Annotated in this window: 6 protein-coding genes and 2 pseudogenes; 3 read left to right on the plus strand and 5 right to left on the minus strand. The window is 57.3% G+C overall.

Annotated features, from left to right (window positions below; genetic code table 11):
- Positions 1 to 159, minus strand: a pseudogene (locus IVB32_RS28800) (IS256 family transposase); the annotation flags it as partial.
- 201 nt (positions 160 to 360) lie between these two features.
- Between IVB32_RS28800 and IVB32_RS28805 the strand changes: the two are divergent.
- A pseudogene (locus tag IVB32_RS28805) lies at positions 361 to 614 on the plus strand (integrase core domain-containing protein); the annotation flags it as partial.
- Positions 615 to 663: 49 nt separating this feature from the next.
- Entirely contained in the window at positions 664 to 1275 is a 612-nt protein-coding gene (locus IVB32_RS28810) for a hypothetical protein (RefSeq protein WP_247412126.1), read from the plus strand.
- A 7-nt stretch (positions 1276 to 1282) separates the two neighbouring features.
- On the opposite strand, the gene IVB32_RS28815 is transcribed toward IVB32_RS28810, so the two are convergent.
- The 4 genes from IVB32_RS28815 to IVB32_RS28830 all read right to left on the minus strand — a co-directional run bounded on the left by IVB32_RS28815 (position 1283) and on the right by IVB32_RS28830 (position 3375).
- The gene (locus IVB32_RS28815) at positions 1283 to 1723 is read right to left on the minus strand and encodes a hypothetical protein (RefSeq protein WP_247412128.1); all 441 of its coding nucleotides are present in this window, start codon (positions 1721 to 1723) and stop codon (positions 1283 to 1285) included.
- A 143-nt stretch (positions 1724 to 1866) separates the two neighbouring features.
- Entirely contained in the window at positions 1867 to 2595 is a 729-nt protein-coding gene (locus tag IVB32_RS28820) for a hypothetical protein (protein ID WP_247412133.1), read from the minus strand.
- Positions 2487 to 2948 carry a hypothetical protein gene (locus IVB32_RS43130; protein WP_247412134.1) on the minus strand — a complete coding sequence of 154 codons (462 nt, stop codon included), beginning with the start codon at positions 2946 to 2948 and terminating at the stop codon, positions 2487 to 2489. Before IVB32_RS43130 ends, IVB32_RS28820 begins: the two co-directional genes overlap by 109 nt.
- 10 nt (positions 2949 to 2958) lie before the next feature.
- Positions 2959 to 3375 carry a sugar ABC transporter permease gene (locus tag IVB32_RS28830; RefSeq protein ID WP_247412131.1) on the minus strand — a complete coding sequence of 139 codons (417 nt, stop codon included), beginning with the start codon at positions 3373 to 3375 and terminating at the stop codon, positions 2959 to 2961.
- 82 nt (positions 3376 to 3457) lie between these two features.
- On the opposite strand from IVB32_RS28830, the gene IVB32_RS28835 reads away from it, so the two are divergent.
- Positions 3458 to 3715, plus strand: a 258-nt coding sequence (locus IVB32_RS28835; RefSeq protein ID WP_247412132.1) for a transposase, incomplete at its 3' end; no start/stop codon positions are given.

Consider the following 3715-nt stretch of genomic DNA (forward strand, 5'->3'; position numbering starts at 1 on the left):
GCGACCGTGGCGCGGCGCGCAGGCCGCCGTGACATCCGCCTCCATCATCGTGCCGAGCGCCTCGTCCCTGCCGCAAGGCATGACTGGTCGAAGCTCGCCCGCACTTCTGCGAACGCTTCGTCCACAAGCCTCGGTCGCCGGCGAACCAGCCGGTGTGATATCTCCCGTCTTGGCGTTGCTCTCGTTTGTGGAATCAGCACCGCGAGCCTACCGGCTCAAGGTGGGCAACGCCGACCTCTTCAGAAAATCAACAGAACACGGGACAACCTCCCGTCGAGCAATACAGAATAGTCAAGAGAGCCCGAGAGCACTCTGTGCGATGCCAAGAAAATGGGGGCGAACATCGCTGGCGAAGATCAGCATCTCTGGACCAATGGCCTGGTCGAGCGCATGAACCGCACGATCAAGGAAGCGACCGTCCAACGCTACCATCACGATCGAGACGATCAGCTCGGAACTCACCTTGCCAAGTTTCTCACCGCCTAAAACTAAGCTCGGCGGCTGGAGACCCTGAAGGGCCTCACACCCTGCGAATACGTCTTCAATGCTGGATTTCCCAGCCAGCACGATTCAAACTCAATCCGCTCCAGCAAACGCCAGGACGAAACACCTAACTGGTCTAAAGCAGTGTATAAGATCGGCCATACGGCCGGAGGCGTAAGAATGGGTAAAATCATCTGCAAGCTTGCAACACACTTAACGGCTCCGCCTAATGGCGCGCCCTTGGAAATCTACGCGCCGTCCCTGCGAAGCCTTCCAGCAGGCTCCATGCTGGTGATGGCGACCTTGCCCGTCATTGACTGGAATGACTGCCTTTTGCGCGATTTGCGCAGCCTCGGCAAGCAAACGTTCATTCATGCCTACGCAGCAATGGTAATGATCGATTCCTTCGCCTGTTGGGAGGATTTTGCCGATTTATTAAAAGAGGCGAGAATTTGCGGTGTCGTAAATTTTCCACCTGCATCTATCATCGAGCAGCCTTCGGCTACCATGCGGGTTAACACCGGACTGGAGCTTGAACTTCGGCGTATGGAATGGTTTGCTAGCTTGGGATTCAATAACTTGTTTGCTGCTGTCAGTGTTTCTGAGGTCACAGTGGCAGAGAGAAGACTTGGTTCGCATCTCAAAGGTATTGTGCATTTGCCCGAAGGGGCTCTTGAGTTGAGGATTCGCGACGAGATGGAATTGGTCCGGCTTGACCAACAGGGGTCGTCCACACCAAAATTCTCGCTTTTGCATGCGACGGCTTCAAAACAACCTATTCGCAAGAAATGATCGTAGGCTATTCCAATATCCGCAGTTTCTTTATTTTGTTGTAAAGCGTCTTCCTTGAAAGTCCTGGAGAACGTGCAGTCTTTCCACGATGTTTCGTTTCAGGCATCCCATGATCCACTCGCGCTCGGAGAATGCCCCTGTGGGCCTGGTGGGCGACGCCGAGTTCAAAAGCGGCTTGAGGACGTCGGCGACAATATGCGTGTCTTTCAACATTACGAGTTGATCCACTATCTGGCGCAACTCTGTCCGATTTCCGACCCAATGATGGCCGGCTAGCGCCAAGAACGCAGGCTTTTTCTATTGTCAGGGTTTGCCCGTTCGAATCCCCTTTGGCTTCGACTGTAAATTGCGGAATGAGCTGCGGAAGGTCCTCCAGTCGGATCTGGTCTCCAGTCATCAAGGTTGCGCTGCGTACCGTGCCCAGGCGGGAAAGTGCAGTCTCGATCATATGCGGCTCCGGCTTACCAACAATCAAAGGCTCCAGTTTCGTGGCGGCAGCCACGGCGGCGATCGTAGCTCCTGCCCCGGGCTCGAATCCACCTGCCGTCGGCAACACGAGGTCGGGGTTGGTGCCGATAAAGGCTGCTCCATTTAGGATCGCGTCGACCGCAATCCGCGGCTTCTCATGCCTAATTTCTCGATCGAGCCCATGACCAGGGCCTCGGTCTGCCGACCGGTCACCGCGAGCCCCGCGTTTGTCATGGCTTTCATAAGGGACGGCGCGCCGATGACGAATATACGCCCAAACTCCGGGTATGTAGCGCGGATGAGTTCGGCGGCGGTGATGGCGCTGGTGGCAACGTCCTTCGGCGCAATAACAAGCCCAAGGCCCGCCAGTTTGCTGGCGACATCTGCTGGCGTGTGCGTCGAGTTGTTCGTCGCGAAGCAGATGGGCAATCCGGCCGGCCTTTCGGATGAGGAGGGGGCGCGTGTTTGCGGGCCAAAGAGCCCATTGGAGGGAATCATGCCAAGCACGCTCGCAGCTTTGCGCGGCCATCCGACTGTTCTACCGTATGGACATACTTGACAAACACGGCATCGGGGTCCCACGCCGCCAGAGATGTCCGCCACCTGTGAAAAGCTGAAGGCTGCGGGGACTGGCTTGGCACCATCCATGGCAGCCGCCTCTTCGATGTCCTTTGGGATATCTTCGATATAGGAGCGGCTCAGCCAAACGATCATCGGCAGTGTGACGACCTGGTAGACCCAGATCATGCCGACATAGGTGTCATACAGGCCAATCGTTTGGAAAACGCTGAACAGGGGGATGACGACCAGTAGGACCGGGGCAAAGCGGAAGCCCAGAATGAAGAAGGCAATGTCTTCTTTGAGGGGTATGTCCCGCCTTGCCAGCACGTAGCCGGCAGGGACCCCACGAGCAGGGACACGATAACAGAGCCAAGCGCTATGACGACGCTGTTCGTGATCGGGGTCAGGAAATCGATCTTGATAGTGCCGTAGCTGGTTGCGCCGGCTTGGGCGACGTCAAACAAGACGCGAAAGTTTTCCAATGTCGGCGAGAACAAGAAGGTCGGCGGCCATGTCATGACCTCTGCCTGCTGCTTGAGCGACATCATCACGATCCAGACAAGCGGGAAGGCCAGGATCAATGCGCAAATGCCGACGAGCAGGTTGAGCATCAAATTGACGGAGGTGGCGCGTTTCAGTCGCATACGGTGGCCCTCAGCTGACGCGCTGCCGCACGACGCGCCACAGCTTGACCATGGCGAACGTTCCCACCAGCACGATCATCCAGTTGACGACCATGAGGGCTGCACCACGCCCGAAGGCGAGATTCTGGAATGCGATAATGTAGGCGCGCACGGAAAGAACGGAGGTGCTATCTCCAGGCCCGCCTTGCGTAGTGCCAAAAATGATGTCGAACTGATTGAGCGATTCGATCAGCCGAAACACCGCGGCGATCAGAATGTAGGGAGCGATCAGCGGCAACTCGATATGCACAAAGGTTGCCCACCCCTTTGCCCCATTGACACGCGCGACCTCCCTCACTTCTTCATTGATACCCTGAAGGCCTGCGAAAATGATCAGCGCAAAAAAGGGCGTGTAGGTCCAGACGTCAATCAGGACGAGCGAGAACATTGGTAAGCGCTTAGCCGGAACCCTTGCTTCGGGATCGGTATAGCTGTGCGAAAGAAGCCTCCGGCTTGGACGGAGGTTTCGGATGGGATTGGACAGCAAGAAGGACGTCCATTTGGACGGCTCAACGAGGGGGTCGGTGGGCCGGCTGGAGGTTCTTGAAGGACCATCGGGGCGCCGCGTACGTTCGGAAGCTGAGAGAGCTCGGATCGTCGCCGAGAGTCTGTTACCCGGTGCCCAGGTGTCCGAGGTGGCGCGGAAGCACGGAGCGACGCGCTGGCAGATCTACGATTGGCGGCGGCGGTTTCGACAGCGAGGCATGTTGCCGCCGCGCGAGGCATCG

Source organism: Bradyrhizobium sp. 23, from assembly GCF_023073295.1.
GTDB lineage: Bacteria > Pseudomonadota > Alphaproteobacteria > Rhizobiales > Xanthobacteraceae > Bradyrhizobium > Bradyrhizobium canariense_D.

Coding starts and splice junctions, on each gene's coding strand:
- IVB32_RS28810 (WP_247412126.1), top strand. CDS start 664: ATGGGTAAAATCATCTGCAAGCTTGCAACACACTTAACGGCTCCGCCT.
- IVB32_RS43130 (WP_247412134.1), bottom strand. CDS start 2,948: ATGCGACTGAAACGCGCCACCTCCGTCAATTTGATGCTCAACCTGCTC.
- IVB32_RS28830 (WP_247412131.1), bottom strand. CDS start 3,375: ATGTTCTCGCTCGTCCTGATTGACGTCTGGACCTACACGCCCTTTTTT.
- IVB32_RS28815 (WP_247412128.1), bottom strand. CDS start 1,723: ATGATCGAGACTGCACTTTCCCGCCTGGGCACGGTACGCAGCGCAACC.